The organism is Brevibacillus sp. JNUCC-41, from assembly GCF_014844095.1.
Lineage (GTDB): Bacteria > Bacillota > Bacilli > Bacillales > DSM-1321 > Peribacillus > Peribacillus aracenensis.
The window spans coordinates 3,266,186-3,289,352 of record NZ_CP062163.1 but is presented as its reverse complement, the minus strand read 5'-3'; the positions used below and the strand labels follow the sequence as shown (position 1 = coordinate 3,289,352).

24 protein-coding genes are annotated in these 23,167 nt (G+C 40.0%); 10 read left to right on the top strand and 14 right to left on the bottom strand.

Translation table 11 applies throughout. The features are described 5' to 3' along the window. Positions 1-142: 142 nt before the first annotated feature. From ptsP to JNUCC41_RS15990, 4 genes are all read right to left on the bottom strand, one after another. Complete coding sequence (gene ptsP / locus JNUCC41_RS16005; RefSeq protein ID WP_192203870.1) at positions 143-1,861, bottom strand: phosphoenolpyruvate--protein phosphotransferase; 1,719 nt, start codon at positions 1,859-1,861, stop codon at positions 143-145. Further along, positions 1,861-2,127, bottom strand: a complete 267-nt coding sequence (locus JNUCC41_RS16000) for a phosphocarrier protein HPr (protein WP_076366836.1) — start codon at positions 2,125-2,127, stop codon at positions 1,861-1,863. The genes ptsP and JNUCC41_RS16000 overlap by 1 nt, the downstream gene beginning before the upstream one ends. Positions 2,128-2,339: 212 nt before the next feature. Next, positions 2,340-3,125: an ABC transporter permease gene (locus JNUCC41_RS15995; RefSeq protein ID WP_192203868.1), complete on the bottom strand. Its 786-nt coding sequence runs from the start codon at positions 3,123-3,125 to the stop codon at positions 2,340-2,342. Beyond that, complete coding sequence (locus JNUCC41_RS15990; RefSeq protein ID WP_192208190.1) at positions 3,125-3,754, bottom strand: ABC transporter ATP-binding protein; 630 nt, start codon at positions 3,752-3,754, stop codon at positions 3,125-3,127. Before JNUCC41_RS15990 ends, JNUCC41_RS15995 begins: the two co-directional genes overlap by 1 nt. Before the next feature lie 187 nt (positions 3,755-3,941). On the opposite strand from JNUCC41_RS15990, the gene JNUCC41_RS15985 reads away from it, so the two are divergent. Together JNUCC41_RS15985 and JNUCC41_RS15980 are read left to right on the top strand one after the other, a co-directional pair. Beyond that, on the top strand, positions 3,942-4,760 hold the full coding sequence (locus JNUCC41_RS15985; RefSeq protein ID WP_192203866.1) for a thermonuclease family protein: 819 nt from the start codon (positions 3,942-3,944) through the stop codon (positions 4,758-4,760). A 423-nt stretch (positions 4,761-5,183) separates the two neighbouring features. Next, positions 5,184-5,672: a sigma-70 family RNA polymerase sigma factor gene (locus JNUCC41_RS15980; protein WP_192203864.1), complete on the top strand. Its 489-nt coding sequence runs from the start codon at positions 5,184-5,186 to the stop codon at positions 5,670-5,672. Between the two features lie 48 nt (positions 5,673-5,720). Here JNUCC41_RS15980 and JNUCC41_RS15975 read toward each other — a convergent pair whose 3' ends face one another. Next, complete coding sequence (locus tag JNUCC41_RS15975) at positions 5,721-5,915, bottom strand: hypothetical protein (protein ID WP_192203862.1); 195 nt, start codon at positions 5,913-5,915, stop codon at positions 5,721-5,723. A 450-nt stretch (positions 5,916-6,365) separates the two neighbouring features. On the opposite strand from JNUCC41_RS15975, the gene JNUCC41_RS15970 reads away from it, so the two are divergent. Both JNUCC41_RS15970 and JNUCC41_RS15965 read left to right on the top strand, forming a co-directional pair. Continuing rightward, a complete protein-coding gene (locus tag JNUCC41_RS15970; RefSeq protein ID WP_064505160.1) occupies positions 6,366-6,542 on the top strand; it encodes a YkvS family protein in 177 nt (58 codons plus the stop codon). Positions 6,543-6,741: 199 nt separating this feature from the next. Beyond that, positions 6,742-7,368, top strand: coding sequence for a hypothetical protein (locus JNUCC41_RS15965; protein ID WP_192203860.1), 627 nt, complete (start codon positions 6,742-6,744; stop codon positions 7,366-7,368). A gap of 41 nt (positions 7,369-7,409) precedes the next feature. Here JNUCC41_RS15965 and JNUCC41_RS15960 read toward each other — a convergent pair whose 3' ends face one another. The 3 genes from JNUCC41_RS15960 to JNUCC41_RS15950 form a co-directional block, all read right to left on the bottom strand. Continuing rightward, positions 7,410-8,450 carry a YkvI family membrane protein gene (locus JNUCC41_RS15960; RefSeq protein WP_192203858.1) on the bottom strand — a complete coding sequence of 347 codons (1,041 nt, stop codon included), beginning with the start codon at positions 8,448-8,450 and terminating at the stop codon, positions 7,410-7,412. Between the two features lie 242 nt (positions 8,451-8,692). Further along, on the bottom strand, positions 8,693-10,387 hold the full coding sequence (locus tag JNUCC41_RS15955) for a M3 family oligoendopeptidase (RefSeq protein ID WP_192203856.1): 1,695 nt from the start codon (positions 10,385-10,387) through the stop codon (positions 8,693-8,695). Positions 10,388-10,598: 211 nt separating this feature from the next. Continuing rightward, the gene (locus tag JNUCC41_RS15950) at positions 10,599-11,036 is read right to left on the bottom strand and encodes a MarR family winged helix-turn-helix transcriptional regulator (protein WP_192203855.1); all 438 of its coding nucleotides are present in this window, start codon (positions 11,034-11,036) and stop codon (positions 10,599-10,601) included. A 155-nt stretch (positions 11,037-11,191) separates the two neighbouring features. On the opposite strand from JNUCC41_RS15950, the gene JNUCC41_RS15945 reads away from it, so the two are divergent. The 3 genes from JNUCC41_RS15945 (at position 11,192) to JNUCC41_RS15935 (ending at position 14,902) form a co-directional block, all read left to right on the top strand. Next, positions 11,192-12,688, top strand: coding sequence for a sensor histidine kinase (locus JNUCC41_RS15945; protein WP_192203853.1), 1,497 nt, complete (start codon positions 11,192-11,194; stop codon positions 12,686-12,688). Positions 12,689-12,830: 142 nt separating this feature from the next. Next, positions 12,831-14,054: an MFS transporter gene (locus tag JNUCC41_RS15940; protein WP_192203851.1), complete on the top strand. Its 1,224-nt coding sequence runs from the start codon at positions 12,831-12,833 to the stop codon at positions 14,052-14,054. Positions 14,055-14,170: 116 nt separating this feature from the next. Next, a complete protein-coding gene (locus JNUCC41_RS15935; protein WP_192203850.1) occupies positions 14,171-14,902 on the top strand; it encodes a ZIP family metal transporter in 732 nt (243 codons plus the stop codon). Between the two features lie 310 nt (positions 14,903-15,212). Here JNUCC41_RS15935 and JNUCC41_RS15930 read toward each other — a convergent pair whose 3' ends face one another. The 3 genes from JNUCC41_RS15930 to JNUCC41_RS15920 all read right to left on the bottom strand — a co-directional run bounded on the left by JNUCC41_RS15930 (position 15,213) and on the right by JNUCC41_RS15920 (position 18,036). Beyond that, positions 15,213-15,455, bottom strand: coding sequence for an aspartyl-phosphate phosphatase Spo0E family protein (locus JNUCC41_RS15930; RefSeq protein ID WP_192203849.1), 243 nt, complete (start codon positions 15,453-15,455; stop codon positions 15,213-15,215). Between the two features lie 122 nt (positions 15,456-15,577). Then, complete coding sequence (locus JNUCC41_RS15925) at positions 15,578-15,748, bottom strand: hypothetical protein (protein WP_192203848.1); 171 nt, start codon at positions 15,746-15,748, stop codon at positions 15,578-15,580. 128 nt (positions 15,749-15,876) lie between these two features. After that, complete coding sequence (locus JNUCC41_RS15920; RefSeq protein WP_192203846.1) at positions 15,877-18,036, bottom strand: PAS domain-containing sensor histidine kinase; 2,160 nt, start codon at positions 18,034-18,036, stop codon at positions 15,877-15,879. Between the two features lie 276 nt (positions 18,037-18,312). On the opposite strand from JNUCC41_RS15920, the gene JNUCC41_RS15915 reads away from it, so the two are divergent. Together JNUCC41_RS15915 and JNUCC41_RS15910 are read left to right on the top strand one after the other, a co-directional pair. Next, positions 18,313-19,338 carry an acyltransferase family protein gene (locus JNUCC41_RS15915; protein WP_192203845.1) on the top strand — a complete coding sequence of 342 codons (1,026 nt, stop codon included), beginning with the start codon at positions 18,313-18,315 and terminating at the stop codon, positions 19,336-19,338. 202 nt (positions 19,339-19,540) lie between these two features. Beyond that, positions 19,541-21,301 carry a B12-binding domain-containing radical SAM protein gene (locus JNUCC41_RS15910; protein WP_192208189.1) on the top strand — a complete coding sequence of 587 codons (1,761 nt, stop codon included), beginning with the start codon at positions 19,541-19,543 and terminating at the stop codon, positions 21,299-21,301. Between the two features lie 37 nt (positions 21,302-21,338). Here JNUCC41_RS15910 and JNUCC41_RS15905 read toward each other — a convergent pair whose 3' ends face one another. Then, positions 21,339-21,485, bottom strand: coding sequence for a hypothetical protein (locus JNUCC41_RS15905; RefSeq protein ID WP_192203844.1), 147 nt, complete (start codon positions 21,483-21,485; stop codon positions 21,339-21,341). Next, positions 21,485-21,643, bottom strand: coding sequence for a hypothetical protein (locus JNUCC41_RS15900; protein WP_192208350.1), 159 nt, complete (start codon positions 21,641-21,643; stop codon positions 21,485-21,487). Before JNUCC41_RS15900 ends, JNUCC41_RS15905 begins: the two co-directional genes overlap by 1 nt. Before the next feature lie 121 nt (positions 21,644-21,764). Here JNUCC41_RS15900 and JNUCC41_RS15895 point away from each other — a divergent pair, with 121 nt between their 5' ends. Further along, the gene (locus tag JNUCC41_RS15895) at positions 21,765-22,100 is read left to right on the top strand and encodes a DUF3905 domain-containing protein (protein ID WP_192203842.1); all 336 of its coding nucleotides are present in this window, start codon (positions 21,765-21,767) and stop codon (positions 22,098-22,100) included. A 75-nt stretch (positions 22,101-22,175) separates the two neighbouring features. On the opposite strand, the gene JNUCC41_RS15890 is transcribed toward JNUCC41_RS15895, so the two are convergent. After that, positions 22,176-23,153, bottom strand: a complete 978-nt coding sequence (locus JNUCC41_RS15890) for a quinone oxidoreductase family protein (RefSeq protein ID WP_192203841.1) — start codon at positions 23,151-23,153, stop codon at positions 22,176-22,178. Positions 23,154-23,167: the final 14 nt, after the last annotated feature.

Sequence of the window (23,167 nt, the reverse complement as noted above, 5' to 3'; positions counted from 1 at the left end):
ATAGAGCTAAACAACTGTGCTTGCTTTTTATTTACCCCCATTTTAGTGCAATAAACATTTTCTTAAATATTCAAGAAAAAATTACAGGAAATCACCCCATCCGAAAATTCTGTGGATGGGGTGCCGTTTTTCCTCATTTTTTTTATTTCTTCAAAGCGTTAATTACCGCTTCTTTCACATTATCATTCGTATCCAACCCTAAAACTTCCTGAGATAGGTTTTTCATCTCTTCAAGCGAAAGTTGGCTAATTAAAGAACGTGCTTTTAAAATCGAAGTGGCACTCATTGAGAATTCATCAAGACCCAATCCGATCAAAATCGGTATGGCAATTTCATCTCCAGCCATTTCCCCGCACATCCCGGCCCATTTCCCTTCTTTATGAGCTGCATCTATGACCATTTTAACCAGGCGTAGAATCGCTGGGTTATATGGTTGATATAAATAGGATACTCTCTCATTCATTCGGTCAGCGGCCATCGTATACTGAATCAAGTCATTAGTGCCTATGCTGAAGAAATCGACTTCCTTAGCAAATATATCCGCCATCACTGCAGTTGAAGGGATTTCAACCATAATTCCGACTTCAATTTTTTCAGCAACTTGAATACCATTGTCAAGCAATTCCTGCCTAACTTCAGCCAAGACGGCTTTAGCTTCACGGAATTCAGCTAGCGTGGCAATCATCGGGAACATGATTTTCAAATCTCCGTAAATGCTTGCACGAAGCAGGGCACGGAGCTGAGTCCGGAAAATCTCCTGTTCATTTAAGCAAAGGCGAATCGCGCGGTACCCAAGGAAAGGATTCATTTCCTTAGGAAGCTCTAAGTAAGGCAACTCCTTGTCCCCGCCTATGTCAAGCGTTCTGACGACTACAGGCTTGCCTGACATTCCTTCCAGCACCGCTTTGTATGCCTCGAACTGTTCTTCTTCACTTGGAAAGTCATTTCTGCCCATATAAAGAAATTCCGTACGATATAATCCGATACCTTCACCGCCATTTTGATGTACGCCCTCCAGATCTTTAGGCGTACCAATATTGGCTGCCAATTCCACATGATGGCCATCATGTGTAACGGTTTTTTCATTAACCAGCTTCGCCCACTCAGCCTTTTGCCTACCATAGGCTTCCTGCTCCTCTTCGTAGCGTTTCACGAGTTCAGGAGTAGGATTGATGTGAACTTCACCCTTTAATCCGTCAATTATGACCAAGTCACCATTTTCAATGGAAGAGGTCACTGACTTCGCTCCAACGACTGCTGGAATTTCCAATGAACGTGCCATTATGGCTGAATGGGATGTACGTCCACCGATATCGGTCGTAAATCCTTTAACATATGCCGGATTCAACTGTGCTGTATCGGATGGAGTCAAATCCTCCGCAATGATGATCACTTCTTCAGCAATCATGCTTGGATTTGGAATATGAACGCCTAAAAGATGCGACAGTACCCGTTTCGTGACGTCACGGATATCCGCTGCACGTTCCTTCATGTATTCATTATCCATTTGTTCAAACATCGTAATGAACATGCTTGCGGTTTCATTTAAGGAAAACTCAGCGTTGACACCTTCTGATTGAATTTTATCCTGAATTGGAGTTATAAGTTCCGGATCAGCCAAAACAAGCAGGTGTGCGTCAAAGATAGCGGCTTTATCGGCCCCTAAATCCTTTTCGGCTTTATCCCTGATTATCTCCAATTCATTTGTTGACTTTTGAATAGCTTCCTTAAAACGGGATATTTCCGCCCCGACATCTTCTATACTTCTTTTTTCAATCGATAAATCTGGCTCTGTAAGTCGATAGGCTTTAGCGATGGCTATTCCGTTTGAAGCTGCTATTCCACTAATCAAAGTGGACATTATTCTGCTAATCCTTCTCTGTTCAACGTTTCAGCAAGTGTATTTAGTGCATCATTTTCATCGCTTCCTTCTGCAGAAATCGTAATTTCCGCACCTTGGCCAATACCCAGTGACATGACACCCATAATGGACTTAAGATTCACTTTTTTCTCTTTATAAGAAAGGTTTATTTCTGAATCAAATTTTCCTGCAGCTTGTACAAGCAATGTAGCCGGACGAGCGTGAATTCCTGTTTCTGCAGTTACTGTAAATGTTTTTTCTACCATATAAATCAATCTCCTTTAAGATAAATTAACATAAATAGGTTATGTAAGGGGGTTCTCCATCCACTCATGAAAGAAATGAAAAAAGAAATGCCCTTTTCCTTATCAGGATAGCATTATCATTCCCAACAAACAAACCAAAACTATTGGTACCTACAAAATAGTACAAAAATATAGATGGAACTGCAACTATTACTTTTCAGATTCTTCAATGATTAAATGGATAACTGTGCATTTTTGGTAAAAAAAGCCCTGAAACTCAGCATAATGAAGAGGACCACCGTTAAAGAAACACTTCCGAGAATCCCGATTATTATCGCAATCTGGTATTCAATAGCGATGAGCGGGCTTATCCCCGACAGGATTTGCCCTGTCATCATTCCTGGAAGGAAGATAATCCCCATCCCGAGCATATTGTTCAAAGTCGGGAGCACTGCGGAGTCGAATGCAGCATCCACATATTTCTTCACTGCCCTCGCTGGAGTCGCTCCAAGCATCAACATCGCTTCCACCTTTTCACGATTACTGCTAATCCCATCATGAAGGTTTTTAAGCGCCAATGTCACTCCAGTCATGGCATTCCCAACGATCATCCCTGCAATTGGAATGAAATACCTCGGCTCATACCACGGCGTGAAATGGATGACAACCACATTAAAATAAAATAAGGCCACCATGGGTCCTGACAACATACTTAGGATAACCATCCTTTTGATTTTCTTATTAATTGTATAAGGCACTTGCTTAAAAATATTATGGATGGAAAACAGTGCCATCGCACATAAAAATCCTAAAGAAAGTAAAGGGTGGGGATTTTCAAAGATATATGTCAAAACATATCCGGCGAGAATGAGTTGCACCGTCATCCTTACCGTAGCGAGCATGATTTGCTTTTCCCGTGAAATCCCCCGCCATTTCACGATTATGAGCAGAATTACTACAAAGACATAGGCTGCACAGAGACGCCAGAACTCAATATCTATTATCCCATTCGCCTCCATTAATAATCACCCTCCTTCGCCTTTTTCAGAACGATCTTCTTTTCAGCACATATTTCCGCAAGCTGTTTTGAATGGGTTATCATGATGACCGTTCCTTTTCCCCGCTTTACTTCTTCTAAAAATCGGCTCATGACCGTCAGCTCGGCTTCTTCATCAAGAGCTGAAGTCGGCTCATCCAGTAAATACACCTCGGGTTTCAATAAAAGTAACCTCGCCAGTGCCAGCCTCTGTTTCTCCCCGCCAGAAAGATTCTCCGCCCCTTCGTCTAAAGGCTTCTTCAACTTGACGGTTTCAAGTGCTTTAACCAATTCGGCTTTATCCTTTTTTTCACGTTCTGTCAATTCCAGGCCAATCTGCAGGTTTTCTTCAATCGTACCCGGTATAGTGAACGGTGACTGAGAAAGCATTGTGACTTTACGCCGGAGCTCTATCGGGTTGAATTCATCCAGCAACTGATCCTGATAATAGATCGAACCGCTATCCGGGTCATCCATCCTGTTCAATAATCGGAGCAGTGAGGTTTTCCCTGCACCGCTTTCCCCGGTCAAGCAAGTAACCATACAAGCGGATATTCTCAAATCATCAATTTTCAAAATCCCCTTATACCTAATATTTTCAAGTCTAAATATCATTTTACACGCCTGCCTCCCTTACTCCACCCTATCATTATAAGAAACTATCATGATATGAGGTAGCGATGCATGAAAAAATTTCAATGATTTTCATTTTCTTTCCCTTTTTTATAGGTTAGTATTATTCCTGCTGAATATATCCATGACGGACGTGGAAAAACCTAAATAAATGGAGGGACTTATCATGAACGGAAATTCCTTTTTACATTCTTATCTGAATGCCTTTCTCCTGACTGCACTTTGCCTGATCACGTTGTCTGGCTGCCAGGCTGCATCAGATAACCTAATTAATCAATCCAAACAGGAAGATTCAATTTCCAATGAAGACATCCGATCCAGTGCGGATTCTTCAAATGAAGAAAAAGGCAAGACATTCACAGCCGAGATCATTAAAGTTGTTGACGGAGATACAGTAAAAATCAAAATGGCTAATGGGAACGAAGAAACGGTCAGGCTCCTTTTGGTAGATACTCCAGAAACCGTCCACCCATCCAAGCCCGTTCAGCCCTTTGGACCTGAAGCAAGCAAATTCACCAAGGAACTAATGCCAGCGGGTTCTGAAGTGGAAGTAGAAACCGGCATAGGTGAAAGAGATAAATATGGTCGGCTGCTGGCCTATTTTTATGTTGACGGTAAAATGGTGAATAAACTCCTGCTTGAAAAAGGACTGGCAAGGGTGGCCTATGTTTATGCACCGAACACGAAATATCTAGATGAATTGGAAAACATTCAGAAACAAGCCCAAAAAGACGAAATCGGTATTTGGTCAATTGAAAACTATGCAACTTCAAAGGGCTTTGATGATTCGAAGTCCGTGGAGGCTTCAGTGGAAAAGCCAACTGCATCTTGCAGTAACCCGCAAATTAAAGGGAATATAAACTCTAAAGGCAACAAAATATATCACATTCCTTCGGGCCAATATTACGAAATAACCAAACCGGAAGAAATGTTTTGTACAGAACAAGACGCACAGGATGCTGGATTCCGAAAATCACAAAGTTAACAATACAATGGTTAATAGTTTGCCCGCTTTCTGAAATCACCATTAAGAACGTATAAGGGGGCTTAAAAGAGGATCAGTTTTCCTGCAGTTTTTTTTAAATAAAGTCCAGCTTGATTTCAGAAACACGCTCCCTTTTGTCGAAACTGAACACCTCCCCATGATATATGGCTTTACAATAAATATAGAAATATTGAATGTTGGCACATCCAATCTATGGATGTGTTTTTCATTTGGCCATCCCCTCATTAAAGTTCAATCGAATCAACATTTTCCTATTAATAAGATCCTCGTTAATCCCTTTAAAACTCACTTTTTATTCCTTCCATTTACCCGTTATGCCATTTGGCTTTAGCCGAAAGATTTATTTATGGTAAAAGCACCCGGGAATACAGGAAAGTGCACTTTCTAAAGGTGGCTTGCTTAATGGAAGATTTCTCAGTACTAACGTCCGAATTCACGCCGATGATCCATCATATAATCCGCTCACTTTCCATCTATAAAAATAAGGAAGAATATTTTCAAGTAGGATTGATCGCTTTATGGGAGTCATATGGGAAATTCGATGAAGAATTCGGTCAGTTCTCCAACTATGCCTTTACGGTTATCAAAGGCAAAATTCTGAATGAATTAAAGCACCACCATAAATATGAAGCCAACACCGAACCATTTGATTCCTTCCTACTAGAGATTAAAGATCCATTTTCAATACACGATGAGGCCTTTGCCATCGATAATCTCTTAACCTACACGGATGGATTGACACTGAATCAGCAACGCTGGCTTTTACAGACGTACTTGGAGAATAAAACGGTGACTGAAATTGCTGAGATATATAAAGTTACTACCGCAGCCGTCAAATCATGGAGAAGGTCCGCTTTAAATAAATTAAGGAAACAATTGATTTTTCCATAATGAATAATTTGGGGTGGCTCAATCATGAGCCACCCCAAATTATATCCATTAACTTCTCGCTTCTTCTAAATACGTATAAATTATCACACCGTTATGTTGAGCATTCCCCCGAAAATGTTTAAAGTCTTCCCTTTTAACAAGAACCTCACGAAAAGGTAAAAATTCTTCTTTTGTTATCCTGAATTCATCCATTTCCCGATTTGCCAGTTTATCGAGTACAGCTTTTGCTTCTTCTGCATTCATAAGATTATCCTCCTTAATTATCAAATGTTCTATCATTTCTACAGGAGAAATTCCGTTTTTATTTTAACATAAGCTTGCCACTTAATATAATTCAGAACTTTTTAAGGCCCACTGCTACATAATTCTTTACGAATGCTTTAAAATAGTGCAAACTGTATAGTAAAATATCATAATGTAAAATGATTGGCATTTTTTGTACATAGAATTACATACTGGTACGTAACTGCGTACATAAGATATACCAAATTATGCCATATCATTACATCTGCTCCATTACAAGAAATCGTACCTTCTTTTAAAAGTTTAGCTTACTGTACCGACATAAGAGATAACTTTTTCTCTTACTAGCACCTCCCACGTCAAAATCTAAACCGCAAGATGTTCGAATAATCCAATTACTCCATAGTTACTTTTTGATCATTGGAAACAAAATGGGAAAGGATGATTGCCATGAAGAAAGCGGAAGTTGGAAATATCATTGAATTTAGAGAAGGCTTAAAAGGAATCGTCGAGAAAGTGAACGAGAACTCAGTAATCGTAGACGTCACGTATATGGAAAATTATCGTGATCTGGAACTTGAACAGAAAACCGTCGTCAACCATAAAAATTATAAAATCATAGGATGATTGAATGTACTCAAACGGGATGGTTACTAGATGACCATCTCGTTTTTCACTTTATCGCAATCCTGCAACTTGGTTCTCCCGCTTTTTGTAACCATTTCCATTTCATTCCGTCTAATTAATTAAAGGGTAAAATACCTGTATTTGATGCAGGTTCTCCAAATTCAGATTGGAATTTCAATCAGAAAGATGAGGGAAACACATGCCTAGTTGGACACGTTATATTGGCTGTGTCACATTCGCCGTTTTTCTTCTGACTGGCTGCGGTACAGCCACAGATGAAAATACAGATGAGACACGGGAAGACACAGTAAAAGAGGGGAATGAAGGCAACACCTCTCAAAGAGATAATCACGATAACCGAAGTGATAACAAAGTAAGACTGATGGAGCAAAATCTGCAGTATACAATTAACGGGGAAGCAAAAGAAAAAACAGCTTTCCTAAAAAGAAGTGATAACCAACCGTTCAGCCTCTATGTTTTGCAACAATTCAGGTTAAGTGCCGAAGAACCAGGAAAGGATATTGTGTTCCTGACTGAAGATGACTCCATTTATATGAGAATCGAATTGTTGAAGACGGATGTCAATTGGGATGAGGTGGAAAAAAATGTACAAGCCCAGCTGAAAAGCATTTCAGAAACAATTAACGATCCTTCACTTGATGTCGAGAGCGGAACGGGCTTTGAAGTGGAAAGCGGCGATGATGTGATCACTTCCATATTGCTCAAGGATGAAAAATCACCTGTCCGCTTAACTATATTCACGAAAAAAGATAGAGATTACCGGGATGCATTTCTAGTGATGGCTAAGACGCTGATGAAAAGGTGAACATAGATAAGGAGGGCTAAGGACAGGCCCTCCATTCTTCATTACTCCTTCCCCGCCTTGCTTTTCCAGACCAATATTAAAAAAAGGAGACTTATGTATCCAAAAACCGGATAAATATATCCTAGTAATCTTCCATATCCGAATTCACTGATGATCAAAGCTATTAAAAAAATCACCGCTATGATCATCATGCTTGGCAATTTAATATAATTGCTGATTTGCCTCTGTAATCCATAAATGTTTCCGATGACCGAAGTGAATATCTCCCCGTAAATCACTAAAATGAACATCCAATATAACTGACTGGCTGCCGTTCTCATAATAACAGCTGAAGGAATTTCATATCTATTCACGTCAGGAAGTGTCATAAGTGAAAAATGCCCCGTCAATAAAATGATCGTCAGGAATATCCCTCCAAGAATTGCACCATGTTTAATGACCTTCTCATCTCGAACTTCATACGCAACCGGAACCAGTACAGCCTGTGCCAAAGCAAGGTTAAAGGCTGTATAGGCAAATGGTGACAAAATCATTTTCACGGTGATCCCTTCATCAGGAACTTTTGTAAGTGTCTTAAAGAAATCCCCATTATCCAAAGTCGAGAAAAAAAGGATCAAGCTAAAGCAGATCATGATTGGTACAACAAAAGAATTCACAGTGAAAACACCGCGCATGCCCATCATCAGGACCAAGGATGCCAGTATGATCGTAGACCAACTTCCTATACTTTTAGGCACGCCAAGTTGTTCTTCGAAAACGGCTCCTGAACCCGAAATCATGACAGCCGTCACTCCCAACAGCATGATAAGGAAAAAGAAGTTGATGATTCCCGCTATTTTCCTCCCAAAAAGAAATTGATTGAACTCCTCATAGGAAGATGCTCTTATCCTTGTGGAAATGAGCATGATTTTCGTCCCCGTGAAAATGAAAATATAACCTGCTATTAAAATCCCGATAAAGCCATAAAAGCCATAACGGGTAAAAAACTCGACAATCTCTTTTCCAGTTGCAAATCCTGCACCGACGACTGTGCCTACATAAACTGCTGCAATCTGAAAACTCCCTGACCACCTTGACAGCATACTCTCCCCTCCTCCCTACATTTATATGTAAGAAAGAGACATTTAAGACAAGCCGAGCAATATTCCTTTCGTCGGCTGTTTTTGTCTTGGGCTAACATTCTCTCATTATGAAGTATGAAACTCGCTATGCATTTCTCTGTGGAGCGAAAATCACCACTTTTCATGCCCAACATTCCGAACGTATGAAAGATAAAAAAACGCTTGGAATAATCTCCAAGCGTTCGTATCATACAACTAATATTTCATAATGCCTTATCATCTACATTGGAGAGCCATTCGTCTATCACCTTCACCACGGACTGTACAGTACCATCATCAAATGGGGAATTCAGATTCGCAGATTCAACGAGATCAAGGAACGACTTGCTGCCTCCAAGTTGGCACAGATTCAAATAATCCCCCCAAGCCGTTTCATCTTTTTCAGTCGACCTTTTCCAGAATTGGAAAGCACAAATTTGGGCCAATGTATAATCGATATAATAGAAAGGTGATTGATAAATGTGGCTTTGCCGCTGCCAATACCCGCCATTCTCCAGGAATTCATTTCCTTCATAATCCCGATGTGGCAAATATTCCATCTCGATCTTACGCCAAGCCTGCTTTCTTTCAACGGGGGAGGCATCAGGATTTTCATAGACAAAATGCTGAAATTCATCAACAGCTACCCCATACGGGAGGAATATGAGCGCACCGCTTAAATGGGAAAACTTATACTTTTCCGTATCTTCCTTGAAAAACAGCTCCATCCATGGCCAAGTTAAAAATTCCATGCTCATCGAATGGATTTCACATGCTTCATATGTTGGCCAATAATACTCAGGAATGTCAAGTTCACGGCTGCGATACACTTGGAATGCATGGCCTGCCTCATGCGTCAAAACATCTATATCCCCGGAAGTACCGTTGAAATTAGAAAAGATGAACGGAGCTTTATAGTCTTCTATAAAAGTACAATAGCCACCGCTTTCTTTTCCTTTCTTCGCCACAAGGTCCATCAGGTCATTATCAATCATATAGTTGAAAAACCGATTAGTTTCAGGCGAAAGCTCCTGGTACATCCTTTTCCCATTTTCGATGATCCACTCAGCATCGCCTTTTGGAATGGCATTACCCGTTCTGAAATGAAAATTCTCATCATAATAGTTCAGTTTCTCCAATCCAAGACGTTTGCGCTGACGTCCCTTCAGCCGGGTGACAAGCGGTACCACTTCCTCTTTAACCTGCTTGCGGAATGCAGCAACCATTTCAGCATCATAATCAGTCCGAGTCATTCGATAATACCCAAGTTCCACGAAATTCCCATAACCTAGCGCTGTCGAAATTCCATGCCTCACCTTGACTAGGTCATCGAATATACGATCCAATTCCTCCTGTTTTTCTTCAAAGAAACCGTAATATGCCTCACTTGCATTTTTCCTTAACTCACGGTCCGAGGACTCCATAAAAGGCTGAAGCTGCGCAAGTGTTAATTCTTTTCCATCAAAGCGAATTTTTGCAGAGGCAATCAATTGCGAATATTCACTTGATAATTTATTTTCTTTTTGCAGCTGTGGGATGATTTCGGGCGAAAAAGTTTTGAGTTGGGCCTCTGCCAGGTCAAATAGTTGAGTTCCCCATTTCTTCTCAAGCTCCTTACGAAATTTCGAGCGAACGAGTTCATTGTAAAATTTTGAGGTTAACTCTTCCATTTCAGGGGAGAAGTCATCTAAATAATCATTCTCAGCTTTATAAAAATCATCATTCGTATCAATGGAATGCCGTATATAGACCAAATTGAACATCGTACCCACATAATTTCGGATTTCATTTATTTCTTCCATGGCTTTTATTTGCGCATCAGCATTAGCGGCGTCAGTAAACTTTTCCAAAGCTTTCATGAATCGGGATTTAATTTCATCCATTTCAGGACGTTTATATTCATACTCATTAAATTTCATATGTACGCTCCTTTTCACGATATAATTCAACCTAAGTAACGTGATTTATCGAATTCGTTTTCAAGACACATTCACCATTATCGCGGTTATCGTAATATAATTTAATTCGCCACAGCGTTGTTAAAAACCTTTATGTCCTCAAAACAAATTCAGATTTTATCAGAAATAAAAAACCAGCACCTGCAGTCAAATCCGGGTGCTGGTTCTTTAGCTAATTTTGAGCGGAATACCCAATCTTTTTAAGCAATTCGATAACAGTGTCCTTTTCATCGTGTGTAAGTACACTCATGATATCATCGATTCTTTTTTCATGCTCAGGAAATACTCCTTCAATAAAGGCCTTTCCTTTATCCGTTATTTTTGCAAAGGTTACACGGCGATCCTCTTTACATGCTATTCGCTGTAGATATTCCTTCTGTTCAAGTTTATCCACGACATAGGTAATGCTGCCGCTAGCTAGCAGGATTTTTCCGCCTATTTGCTGCAGGGGCTGATCCCCTTTATGATAAAGTAATTCCAGTACTGCGAACTCAGTTGGATTCAAACCCTCTTCTGCTATATGTTTATTTACCACATCATTTATTGAACGATGGGCTCTAGACATCACAATGAACAGTTTCAAAGACTGTTGGATGTTATTATTCTCCATAACTTCACAACCTTAAAATTTTTAATTAAAATATCTTGAATTAAAAGTTATTATATGGCATAAAGACTTTTTTGTCAATCTCCCCTGTTAGTATGCACTATTGTTTAATCATTCATTTTGATATACTTGAAAAAAAAGCTAAAGTAGTGACAATCATGAAAACAAGGCATAAATTCACCACATATCTACTTATTGTTATTTTACCATTAATTATTCTCTCAATCATTTATTGGGTGCATTTAGAACGTTCTATTCAAAAAGAAAGACAGGAACAAGCTGAATGGACGGTAACGGTTTATCAAGAATACATAGATCAATTTATCAGAGAAACGAAGGCAAACCTTGAACTGCTTAGCCTTAGCAGTTCCGTGCTTTATATGGATAACAAAAAAACCGAACTTCTTATGAAATGGATCAAAGATACAGATTCCAGGTATGCAGGAATATATTGGCTAAATCGAAACGGTGTCTCCATTTCAGGGTCGAATAAGAATTTCAATCATTACTATCTAATTGAACAGAATGATTTAGAACTTGCAGTAAAAACCCAAAAAGCCGTTGTTGCAGGAACAAAGGAGCTATATAACCCTGATTACAATTATTTTTCCATTTTTGCTCCCATTCTGAATCATGATAAAAAAGTGCAAGGGTTTTTATTGGCACATATCAGGCTGGATCATATGGAAAATATATTAAAGATTCTCAGCCCTGGTCAAACCTTTATATTGGAAACAAAGGACAAAACCCGAATTTTAGATAGAAATGCCGAAGGATTCACTGAACATTCTAAATGGGTGGATGTTCCTTTAACCGAAGTCGATTGGAAACTATCCGTCAAATTGCCCGACAAGATTAGCACAAATAACATGAATGTTTTTTTAATGCTTGTCTTTTTCACCTTCTTTTTTGCTCACATGATTTATACCATCGTGGAGGAACTGATCATTCGCAGGAATGCCAAAAACCAAAAGTTACTAAATGAAAGGCAAAAAATAGAATTCGTCGGTACATTGGCTGCCAGTACTGCACATGAAATAAAAAACCCACTTACCGGCATAAAGGGGCTAGTGCAGTTATTGGTTGAAAAACACCCCGAAGAACAAGATCAGTTCTATTATTCTGTCATCATGAAGGAAATTGAACGGATCAATAGTATCGTCAGCGAATTTTTGATTTTAGGGAAGCCGATGGCCCAGACTTTATCCATACATGATATTCGCAGTATCATTGCAGAATTGAGACCAATAATAGAATCAGAAGCACGCCACTTCAATATTGAAGTGGAATGGAAAATCATGAAGGAGCCGATCCTGGTTCATTGTACAAAGGACCAACTTAAACAAGTCATTCTCAACATTGCCAAAAACGGTTTCGAGGCCATGGAAGTTGGGAAAAAGTTAAGGATTCGAATTCACCATGAAAATGAATGGGCTAAAATCATGATCAGCGACACCGGGCAAGGACTGAGTGAAAAAGAAATAGGCAAAGTGTTCGATCCCTTCTATACATCGAAAAAGGAAGGAACGGGATTAGGGCTATTTGTGTGTAAACGAATAATTGAATCTTTTAACGGTACCATCGAGTTTTCAAGTAAACCTCTGAACGGTACAACCGTAACAATCAGCTTACCGTTGATAAAAGACCACCATTAGCAATACTTTGAAGAGTTTCATTTTTTTATGAAGACCAGTAACGATTCCGATTTATTTAAAGGTGTCATGCATACGGTGCATGCTTCTTGAATCTATTTATGGAATAGGTAAAAAACTTAATCAGGAAGAAGGAAATATACAGATGGGAAGTATCGCTGCCATTAAAACAAAACCGCAAAAACAAGATATGACTCTGAAAATCATGATTGTCATTGGCATTTGCCATTTAATGAATGATTCTCTTCAGGCCGTCGTACCAGCCATGTTCCCAATCCTCGAAAAATCAATGTCGCTAACATATACACAGCTGGGAATGATTGCATTCTGCCTGAATATCGTCTCATCGCTCCTGCAGCCGGCAGTCGGGTTCTATACGGATAAAAGGCCATTTCCATATGCATTGCCCATTGGGTTGACCAGTACTTTAATCGGGGTCATCATACTCGCAATTGCCCCTAACTATAGCATTATCCTTGGTGCAGTCATCTTGATGGGCTTAGGGTCGGCCATATTCCATCCCGAAGGCTCCAGAGTTGCCTATATGGCAGGCGGACCAAAAAGAGGCCTGGCACAATCAATTTATCAAGTCGGCGGGAATAGCGGGCAGGCACTTGCCCCACTCATCACTGCCATCGTGCTTGTTCCTTTTGGTCAAAAAGGTGCACTCTGGTTTGCCTTGGTTGCCTTATTGGCCGTTATCCTATTGCTGTATATTGCCAAGTGGTATTCCCAAAAATTAGTTCACTTCCAGCCTAAAAAGCTTGCTGCAAAAATAATCAATAAAGAGCGGACCCATAAAGTGGCCAAAGCCCTGGTATTGATTTTATTCATAATCTTTGCCCGTTCCTGGTATGTATCGTGCATGACGAACTTTTACAGTTTTTATTTGATCGAGCAGTATTCGTTCACGATAAAATCCGCACAATTTTTCCTATTTGCCTTTTTGGCTGCCGGTGCTGTAGGTACATTTTTCGGAGGTCCGCTTGCTGATAGATTCGGGCGTAAAAATATCATATTCTTTTCTTTCTCTGCCAGTATGCCAATAACCGCACTTTTACCATTCGTACCTCCAACAGCCGCTTTTATTTTATTATTGATGGCGGGATTCATTATAATGAGCAGTTTTTCCGTCACTGTAATATACGCACAGGAATTGGTCCCTGGAAAAGTCGGAACGATGGCAGGCTTGACAGTGGGGTTAGCCTTTGGAATGGGTGCCATTGGATCCGTTTCATTGGGAGCCATTGCAGATATAATCGGAATCGGATCCATGATTAAGCTAGTGGGATTCCTGCCACTACTGGGAATCATCAGCATACTGCTGCCGACTGATCTGACATTGAAAAAATGGTATGCAGAAGAATGACTGCAAAATGGTTTTTTACTGGAACATTTTCTTTATGTCTAAATACAATAAATTATTGTTCCACCCAAAAATTCACTAATGAGTAACGATACGTTCCATACAAAAAGGAGAAATTTATGAGTGGAGTTTTATTAGGCAGCATCCTTTCTGCAATGTCTACAGGTTTTGGTGCGTTACCAATCTTGTTCATTCAAGGTTCAATCACACATCGATTCAGAGACACGCTTCTGGCATTTACGGCTGGAATTATGATGGCTGCTTCGTTATTGAGCCTGATTCCTGAGTCTCTGGCCACCGGAGGGTTTGTGCCGCTAGTCATTGGGGTTTTTCTCGGAGTAATGACATTAACGATCATGGAAAAAAACATTCCTCATATCGATCTCAGCCATACGAAAAGTGGCATTCAGTTCGATGAAAAGGCTTTGCTCATCATCACTGCCATTACACTCCATAATATTCCTGAGGGTCTTTCTGTTGGGGTCAGTTACGCCTCTGATAGTGCTGATACAGGTAATTTGATCGCTTTTGCCATCGGCCTGCAAAATGCTCCGGAAGGCTTACTAGTGGCCTTGTTTTTAATTAATCAAAAAATCGGTAAACTCACAGCGTTCCTGATAGCAACCTTAACCGGTACCATCGAAATAATTACTGGCTTACTAGGTTTTTATTTAACCTCTTACATTGGGTTCCTGGTCCCATACGGCCTAGCTTTCGCCGCCGGGGCCATGCTTTTCATCGTTTATAAGGAATTGATTCCTGAAAGCCATGGGGATGGCAATGAACGCACATCTACCTATTCCTTCATTGTCGGCCTTTTATTCATGGTCATATTATTGGAAGTTTTGTAATTCCCGAACTTCCATGGCTGGCTCCATCAAATGAGTCAGCTCTTACTTTTTATTTATCAGTGTAATCCATTCAGAAAAATTAAGACTTCTAAACCAATCCCGATACATGAAGGACACCTTCTGGTGGCCTCCCCTCGATATATACCCCAAATCCATAGGAAATTCAAAAGATATATTGTCTTGTTTATATAAGTCTTTCATTAATTGTTTTCGGATATGTTTGCAAAGGTTCATTTCACCAGAAATCACACAAAGTTGCTTGTCTCCTTGCCTGCTACTTTAAAAAGTCATGCATGCATTCAAATCCCCACTAAAAGGTAATGTCGTCATTAAAGGGCTGCTGCACAATAACGACCATTTCTTCCCGCTTATTTCTCACTTCCACTGATGAATGATGTTGAAGGATCAAATACTCATTTATAAGTTTGTCAAGCTGCTCACTTTGGCGAAGGGTATTCTCATGATTTAGCCCATACATTTTGGCCAACTCCATCATTTCCCAACGCTTCATTCGAATCTCAGAACAAATTTCCGTTGCACACCTAGAATTCATAACAACATTCACTACTCCTGCCTTTTTAAAGTTACATTATAATAAAGAAGTATTACAAAATATGCCTTATATGTAAATAGATTCGCAAAAAAAGACAAAACTTCTTAAATTGCGATAGTGCTTTAATCACCAGCAGACAGGATATGACGGAAATTTCTAATCATGGACCTCTTATAGATTAGGACAAGTTCATATGAAGCCCGCTCCGAAAATCGATTCGAAAGTTCTGCAATTTGGATGTCATTCTTATTTTCCAACTTAAACTTCAGCAGCTTTTCTATAATGGAGTTCATTGTTACAACCCTCAATTGTGATTCTAAGATAATATAAAAAAAGGAATCCAATAAAGGATTCCCATTAATTGATGAAAATTCCATATAATTTCCATTAACTAAAAAAGTTTGGAACACTCCCTTCTGCATTACTCGAATGGCAAATAAATATGAAAGCTCGTCCCTTTTCCCACTTCGCTTTCCACTTCTATATAGCCATTGTGCTCTTCAATGATTTTATAGCTGACCATGAGCCCGAGCCCGGTTCCCCTATCTTTCGTCGTATAAAAAGGTTCACCCAATTTTTTTAGCATTTCCGTTGAAATCCCCATTCCTTTGTCGGTAATAGAAATGCAAACGTATTTCTCTGAAAACCGGTTTGTTTTAATGGAAACAGATCCCCCATCCGGCATGACTTCCAATGCATTTTTGATGATGTTAATGAACACTTGCTTTAACTGGTTCGCTTCACATAAAACGTTAAATTCATCTTCTTCAAAGTCTGTCTCGAATTGAATATTTTCCAATAGTGCCTGAGCGGCCAGTAATTCCAGTGTCTCCCTCAATATGGTATGAACATCCTGTTTGAAAATTTTTAGCGCCTGCGGTTTTGCCAGTACCAAGAATTCCGTTATAATGGTTTCGATTCGCTTAATTTCGGAAGTAATCACATGAAAATATGTGGAAAACTCCCCTTTCACACCATCTTCAAGCAACTGGATAAAACCTTTTAAGGCTGTCATTGGATTCCTGATTTCGTGAGCAATTCCGGCCGCCAATTCACCAACGACATTCAAAGTATCCGATTTTCGGATTTGTTCCTGCATTTCGAGATTTTTACTCACATCACGGAAAATGCTTAAATTCAGGTTCGAATATAGATTTTTCCTCGTCAAAAATTCAATATGCTTAACCCTTCCATCTTCGAATGTTATCGGAATGATGGAAGAGTAGACCTCATGCTTATAAACATTTTCAATGTGAGCGTTCAAGACAGGAGCATTTTCAGGAATTTTTTCGATGAAGCCCTGTATAGATATAGATAGCAGTTTGCGCTTTGAAATCTCCAATATTTTCTGCCCAGCTTCATTAATATCGGTGAACCCTTCATGATTCCATAATATCAAGCCATCTAATGTTCCCTCAAAAATCTTCCTGAACTTCTTTTCACTATCCCTTAATTCCTTCTCAATCAGCCAACGCTCACTGACATTTCGAAAGATCGTTACGTTATATCCGTCACCTTCATGTTTTTTGGCAGTCAATTCAAGCAATTTAATTTGGTTATTAGGCATTTTATAAATCAGCTCACCCCGCACCTGGGTGTCTCTTTCAAATGTTTCCATCATCTGGCTAAAGTGGTTTTTATTGCTGTACACGTATTTCCAGATATGACTGCCAATCAAATCCTCTCTGCTGGATTCGAATATTTTACATGCTGAATGATTGACCCGAAAAATGATCCCGTCATCATTCCAGAATATGATTGCGTCCATGGACTGGTCGAATAATTCGGCAAAAATCCTTTCGCTCGTCTCTAACTTTTTTTCTATTATATTTGATTCTGTAATTTTTCGAAGCACCGACATATATAATTCATTTCCTACCGTTGAACTTATCGAGAAAGTGAAATGATGCAGTTCATCCCCAACCTTTATCTCTACCTCTCCTTTGAAGTTCGACTCATCAAAGGCCCTTTGTATGCTCTCATCCCAATATTCCCTATAATTTGGGGATATGAGGCCCCTCATATTCTTGCCGACAATCTCTTTTTTCGGGATGCCCAAGACATGGATAAAGGCATGGTTTACTTCCATTATTATTCCTGAACTGTCGAATAGAACGATGCTTTCTATGGCTGTATCGAAAATGTCCAAAAACATCTGCCTTGACATCCTTGTTTCCCTTGATGAAGAAACATCCAATGTCACATCCCCCAAACGGTAGAACTGCTGTCCTTCGAAAAGTGAGCCTATAGGCATGAACTCTATTTGCTTAAGGGCTCCGGTATGTAGTTGGATAATTTGCCTTTCACTTTCATTCGAGGTTTTTAGGGAACTTGACACTACCTGGTTATTTAAAGGGATGACATCGAGAAAATCAGTTATCTTCATGGACTCCAGCTGTTCTTTCGCGGTTTCCAGCAGGGCGCAAGCGGCATCATTGGCATAAGTGAGACGCAGTTCCTCATCAACCCTAATATAAGGCTCTGACATCGAATTGAAAATGTTCAAAAACCCTTCGATCTGTTTATTCAATTTTAAAATTTCCTGTTTATATTCCGATTCATTCTCATAACCGACTTTCATATTAACCCCCCTCATCAAAACCGATACTTACCAACTTTATTCGACATCCATCTTGATTTTCCTCGGTATTTTTCGAAAATCGGCGCAATCACATCATTCCAAAATTATCATCTATATCAAATTATAGTATATTGAACACTCTAAAACTTAGCGTTAAGCTTAATTTAAGGTATTTATAATAAGTTTAATAAATATTGATTTAGTACAAGGTATTTAGGGTATAAGGAATAACAACGCTTTCTAGCTACCTTAAAAATTTATTAAATGGAGGCAACGATGAAACAACGTGATTTTTTCTTCGATAACGCCAAGTTCATTCTCATGGCTTTTGTCGTCTTTGGACATTTGCTGAATACGTATATACATGACAGTGAAACGATATACGCTTTATATAAAACCATTTATTCCTTTCACATGCCTGCCTTTATCCTTGTTTCAGGGTTCTTTGCGAAAGGTTTTTATCAAAAAGGGTATTTAGGTAAAATTACGAAAAAATTGATATTGCCCTATATCATTTTCCAATTGATCTATACCGTTTACTACTATTTCTTATATGAACGTTCTGCCATCACTGTAGACCTGCTTGACCCCCAATGGTCGCTATGGTTCCTGATCAGTTTATTCTGTTGGAACATCATGCTCCTTGGTTTCTCAAAGCTAAAGCCATCAGTAGGCATAGGTTTATCTTTTTTAATCGCTTTATTGATTGGATATATTGACAATATCTCCAATTACCTTAGTCTCTCCAGGACATTCGTTTTTTTCCCGATGTTTTTGATCGGGTACCATTTAAGCAAGGAACATTTAAAAAAACTATTCACACCCAAAGTCCGTTTGGCTTCACTTAGTGTCATGTTAGTGATTTTTATCGGTTTTTATTTAAATGGCGATATCAATTATAAATGGCTGCTCGGTTCGAAACCATATGCCGAACTTGAAGATGCGACAATCGTGTCCATGTTTAAACGCCTAGGATTTTATGGATTGAGCATAATTTCAGTGTTCAGCTTCCTTTCGTTCATTCCACGCGGACAATATTTCTTTACGAACTGGGGTAAACAAACCCTTTATGTCTATCTGCTGCATGGTTTCTTCATCCGGTTTTTCCGTGAAAGCACCATCCAGGAATACTTCAGCAATACAGAGAGCTTTATCATGCTCGCCGGCCTCTCTTTCATGATTACCGTGTTATTATCTAGCGAAATGATCGCTACCATGGCGCAGCCGATCATCGAATTGAAAGCGACCAAAACAAAACGTTTCATGACTAAAACGAAAGAGTATATTAAACAAGCTTTTTAAATAAAACGGATGAAGCATTTTCTGCTTCATCCGTTTTTTCAAATTCCATTTCATTTCGCTTTCAAGCTGAAAAGATTCCCCGTCAATACCATAACCCATTTTTCAAATGGAGCACGCTATGGTAAAATTACTCGTTAGTGCTTGTTGGCTTAAAAAGACATGTACACGAAAGGAGCCAGGCGTTTCTTTTACGCCCTTTAACATGAATATAATAATCAGTACTCTTAACGCAAAATATATCCATACATCGCTATCCATCCGATATTTAAAAGCTTATGCCCAGCCCGATTATGATGTACAGCTGGCAGAATATACGATAAAAGATCCAATTATGAACATAGTTGGTGATCTTCATTCCAAAAAACCCGATGTCATAGGGTTCAGCTGCTATATTTGGAACATCGAAGAAACAATGAAAGTCGTAGCCATGCTGAAGAAGATCAATCCAGAATTGGTTATCATTCTCGGCGGACCTGAAGTCACCTATGATGTCGGGGAATGGCTTGATCAGATTCCCGGGGCTGATTTCATCGTAATTGGCGAAGGTGAAGTCACTTTCAAGGCTCTTTTATCTGAAATTGAAGGTTCGAATGACTATAAGAAGGTAGGCGGCATTGCGTATCGACAGGATGGAAAAAAAATCATCCAGCCTCAGAACGGCAAGGTTGATTTGAAATCCCTCCCTTCTCCATATCGTTTGGAGGAAGACCGCGGAGACCTATCTAAACGTGTCACCTATATCGAAACTAGCCGAGGGTGCCCGTTCAGCTGCCAATTTTGCCTTTCATCGATTGAAGTGGGTGTCAGGTATTTTGATCGTGAGAAGATTAAAGAAGATATCAGATACCTTATGGCTAATGGTGCAAAGACCATTAAGTTCGTTGACCGAACCTTCAATATTAGCCGAAGCTATGCCATGGAGATGTTTCAATTCTTAATCGATGAACATCTTCCCGGTGTAGTTTTCCAGTTCGAGATCACGGCGGACATCATGCGTCCGGAAGTTATCCAGTTCTTGAACGATAATGCCCCTGCAGGACTGTTCCGCTTTGAAATAGGGGTACAATCGACAAATGATCATACGAATGATCTAGTAATGAGAAGGCAGAACTTCGAAAAACTGACAAGGACCGTAACCATGGTTAAAGAAGGGCAAAAAATTGATCAACATTTAGACCTTATTGCCGGTTTACCAGAAGAAGATTATCACTCTTTCAGAAAGACTTTCAATGATGTTTTCGAGCTCAGACCCGAAGAGATGCAGCTCGGTTTCTTAAAGATGCTTCGTGGAACTGGCTTACGGATACGCGCCGCTGAACACCAATATATATACAGCGAACATGCTCCCTATGAAATCCTAGGAAATAATGTCTTATCCTTTGATGACATTGTCCGAATTAAACAGGTTGAAGATGTCCTTGAAAAATACTGGAACGACCATAGAATGGATCATACAACAGAATATCTTGTCAAAACGGTATTTCAATCACCATTCGACTTCTTTCAAGATTTCGGTACCTATTGGGATGAACAAGGCTGGTCACGAATCGGCCATCAGCTCGAAGACTTGTTCAGACGTTTACAGCAGTTTTTGGCTTCTCGGGAATCTGCTGAACTGAAAAACATTATCGGACTCATGAAATTGGATTATTTCATGAATCAGAAATACAAACCACGTAAACCTTGGTGGGAAGCTTCATTAGATAAAAGTGGTAGGAAAGAGATATATGAAGAGATTCTGAATAATCCTGAACAGCTTGGTTCCTCTTTCGCAGCTTTGTCGCTTAATGAAAAAGAAATACACAAACACACATTGCTCGAGGCACTTCCCTTTGATTTGGAAACGTATTTATCTGAGGGAATGATTGTCGAGAAACCTTCGTTCATGCTTGCCTATTTTGATCCGAGTGGTAAGGGATCAACGATATTCCCTCTCTCAAAATCTGGCAGCATCATTTTATAAGAATAAGGACGGACCCAAAAATTGGGTCCGTCCTTATTTACTTATCACTATCACGTTTTTTATTTTCTTTTGCCAAAATTTCATAAATTTTGGTTGCGTTCATATCGCCGCTGAATTCGATTCCAAATTCAGTTCGTACATGTTGCCCCAGCTTTTCCTGGCTGTTCTGTTTTTCTTTATCCATTAACTTCTTCCTTTTCTGCCTTGCTTCGAATTACGGTTGGCACCTTTCATTGTGTTTTCCTCCAATGCGAACTCATTGGAAAATTCATTTTCAGCTTGGTTTCTTTTTGGCGTTTTACTTGCTTTGACAGCACCATCCACATTGGCTTTCCGTTTCATTTTCATCCATCCTTTTCATATAGTTTACATTTTAGAATGGGGTAAAAATGCCTGAAATTATTCAGGGATAATATAGGGACAGAGGAGAAAAATAACCGTAAAACGGAAAGGGAGACACTACATGAAAAAGAAATTGGAGTCACCGGTTGTCGACGATACACAACCACACCAAATTAACGCACCAAGCTTTAAGGGAACCGGCATAATACCACAGGCTCCATTCGTCAATGATTATGGAGTCGTCATCGGCGACAGTAAATATGCATCTGAAAACTCTCCACTCGAAAATTGGAGCGAAAATACTGACCCGGAAATCATGGCTGGAGACGAATGGATACACCCCACCAATGATATAGGCTGGAATTCAACTGAAAACCGTGAACTATTAGAGGCTAAAAAAGCGCCGCAGCCACCTTTCATGCATCCCGATAAGGACGTGAGCACTGATACGGATTGAATCCTTCTTGAGGGTTTAAGGAACTAATGAAATCCAATTAAAATAGAAGGGGTGCATCATATACACCCCTTCTTCTCATTTCACCTGCAAAATCAACTTCCCTTTCGTTTGACGGGCGTTCATTTCCTCATGAACGGCTGCTGCCTTTTCAATTGGGTAGATGCCGCCGATAGTTAGCTTAAGTTCCCCGGACGTGACGTAAGAAAAAAGCTCTTGAATGCTAGGCAACAGCAAATCTGGATGTTTCATGATCTGTGGCAGGAAAAAACCTACGACGGATTGATTGCGCCTCATCAATTGCTGCGGATTCATCGTATAAGGCTTACGACTGGCATTACCAAAAACAACAAGACGTCCAAATGGAGCCAAACATTTCAATGTTTTATTGAAAACATCCCCTCCTGCCATTTCCAGCGCCACGTCTACTCCCTTGCCGGACGTGACCTCACGGACTTTCATTTCCCATCCTTCTTTCGTGTAATCGATAAGTTCATCTGCCCCCATCGATTTAGCCAGTTCCAACTTTTCCACTGTGCTGGCGGTGGCAATCACTTTTCCAGCCCCGAAGATTTTGGCTAATTGTACGGCAATCGTTCCCACTCCACCTGCAGCAGCATGGACCAATACCGTTTCCCCCTTTTGCATGCGTCCCATTGTCTTTAGAATATGATAGGCACTCAGACCTTGGAGGGGCAGGGCAACAGCTTCATGGAACGGAATGGAATCAGGAAGCGGAATGGCCGAGAATTCATCCGAAAGAGCATATTCTGAATATCCACCAGATTCAATTAAACTCACGACCCTTGTACCAGGTTTGATTTTGGTCACTTTTCCACCAACTTCCACCACAACGCCAGCCACTTCCGCACCTGGAATGAACGGAAGCGGCGTAGGTACTACATATTGCCCTTCCCTTCTGGCAGTATCTGCATAATTGACGCCGACACAATCGATTTCAATCAGAACTTCATGCCCAGTTGGCACGGGCCTTTCCATTTCAGTCAATTTCAGTACTTCCGGTCCGCCGTATTCTTCAAAATGAATGGCTCTCATCTTTATCCCTCCCT

What these genes read in the sequence shown, in the direction of transcription:
- ptsP (WP_192203870.1), bottom strand. Translation starts at nt 1,861, where the DNA reads ATGTCCACTTTGATTAGTGGAATAGCAGCTTCAAACGGAATAGCCATC.
- JNUCC41_RS16000 (WP_076366836.1), bottom strand. Translation starts at nt 2,127, where the DNA reads ATGGTAGAAAAAACATTTACAGTAACTGCAGAAACAGGAATTCACGCT.
- JNUCC41_RS15995 (WP_192203868.1), bottom strand. Translation starts at nt 3,125, where the DNA reads ATGGAGGCGAATGGGATAATAGATATTGAGTTCTGGCGTCTCTGTGCA.
- JNUCC41_RS15985 (WP_192203866.1), top strand. Translation starts at nt 3,942, where the DNA reads ATGAACGGAAATTCCTTTTTACATTCTTATCTGAATGCCTTTCTCCTG.
- JNUCC41_RS15980 (WP_192203864.1), top strand. Translation starts at nt 5,184, where the DNA reads ATGGAAGATTTCTCAGTACTAACGTCCGAATTCACGCCGATGATCCAT.
- JNUCC41_RS15975 (WP_192203862.1), bottom strand. Translation starts at nt 5,915, where the DNA reads ATGAATGCAGAAGAAGCAAAAGCTGTACTCGATAAACTGGCAAATCGG.
- JNUCC41_RS15970 (WP_064505160.1), top strand. Translation starts at nt 6,366, where the DNA reads ATGAAGAAAGCGGAAGTTGGAAATATCATTGAATTTAGAGAAGGCTTA.
- JNUCC41_RS15965 (WP_192203860.1), top strand. Translation starts at nt 6,742, where the DNA reads ATGCCTAGTTGGACACGTTATATTGGCTGTGTCACATTCGCCGTTTTT.
- JNUCC41_RS15960 (WP_192203858.1), bottom strand. Translation starts at nt 8,450, where the DNA reads ATGCTGTCAAGGTGGTCAGGGAGTTTTCAGATTGCAGCAGTTTATGTA.
- JNUCC41_RS15955 (WP_192203856.1), bottom strand. Translation starts at nt 10,387, where the DNA reads ATGAAATTTAATGAGTATGAATATAAACGTCCTGAAATGGATGAAATT.
- JNUCC41_RS15950 (WP_192203855.1), bottom strand. Translation starts at nt 11,036, where the DNA reads ATGGAGAATAATAACATCCAACAGTCTTTGAAACTGTTCATTGTGATG.
- JNUCC41_RS15945 (WP_192203853.1), top strand. Translation starts at nt 11,192, where the DNA reads ATGAAAACAAGGCATAAATTCACCACATATCTACTTATTGTTATTTTA.
- JNUCC41_RS15940 (WP_192203851.1), top strand. Translation starts at nt 12,831, where the DNA reads ATGGGAAGTATCGCTGCCATTAAAACAAAACCGCAAAAACAAGATATG.
- JNUCC41_RS15935 (WP_192203850.1), top strand. Translation starts at nt 14,171, where the DNA reads ATGAGTGGAGTTTTATTAGGCAGCATCCTTTCTGCAATGTCTACAGGT.
- JNUCC41_RS15930 (WP_192203849.1), bottom strand. Translation starts at nt 15,455, where the DNA reads ATGAATTCTAGGTGTGCAACGGAAATTTGTTCTGAGATTCGAATGAAG.
- JNUCC41_RS15925 (WP_192203848.1), bottom strand. Translation starts at nt 15,748, where the DNA reads ATGAACTCCATTATAGAAAAGCTGCTGAAGTTTAAGTTGGAAAATAAG.
- JNUCC41_RS15920 (WP_192203846.1), bottom strand. Translation starts at nt 18,036, where the DNA reads ATGAAAGTCGGTTATGAGAATGAATCGGAATATAAACAGGAAATTTTA.
- JNUCC41_RS15915 (WP_192203845.1), top strand. Translation starts at nt 18,313, where the DNA reads ATGAAACAACGTGATTTTTTCTTCGATAACGCCAAGTTCATTCTCATG.
- JNUCC41_RS15910 (WP_192208189.1), top strand. Translation starts at nt 19,541, where the DNA reads ATGAATATAATAATCAGTACTCTTAACGCAAAATATATCCATACATCG.
- JNUCC41_RS15905 (WP_192203844.1), bottom strand. Translation starts at nt 21,485, where the DNA reads ATGGATAAAGAAAAACAGAACAGCCAGGAAAAGCTGGGGCAACATGTA.
- JNUCC41_RS15900 (WP_192208350.1), bottom strand. Translation starts at nt 21,643, where the DNA reads ATGAAACGGAAAGCCAATGTGGATGGTGCTGTCAAAGCAAGTAAAACG.
- JNUCC41_RS15895 (WP_192203842.1), top strand. Translation starts at nt 21,765, where the DNA reads ATGAAAAAGAAATTGGAGTCACCGGTTGTCGACGATACACAACCACAC.
- JNUCC41_RS15890 (WP_192203841.1), bottom strand. Translation starts at nt 23,153, where the DNA reads ATGAGAGCCATTCATTTTGAAGAATACGGCGGACCGGAAGTACTGAAA.